The sequence below is a fragment of the Methylobacterium sp. AC315 genome, from assembly GCF_979253755.1.
Map to the genome: position 1 here is coordinate 1 of NZ_CEEDEA010000167.1, position 231 is coordinate 231.

At 61.5% G+C, this 231-nt stretch carries 1 protein-coding gene; it reads left to right on the forward strand.

Annotation, left to right across the window (positions count from 1 at the left end; genetic code table 11):
* Positions 1–231, forward strand: a 231-nt coding sequence (locus AC0IY0_RS29140; RefSeq protein ID WP_471766525.1) for a TauD/TfdA dioxygenase family protein, incomplete at both ends; no start/stop codon positions are given.

The window sequence follows — 231 nt, forward strand, 5'->3', positions numbered from 1 at the left end:
TTTCAGCGCGACGCCCACTACCGGCGCGTTGGGCGCCGATGTGGAAGGGCTGGATTTACGCGCCCTCAACCCGCACGGTTTTGCCGAGTTACGCCAGGCACTGCTCACTCACAAGGTGCTGTTTGTTCATGGCCAATCGCTAAGCGTCAGCGACCTCGAACGGGTGACGCAGCAGTTCGGTGAGTTCGGCCGCGAGCCTTACGTCACGTGCATGGAAGACCATCCCCACGT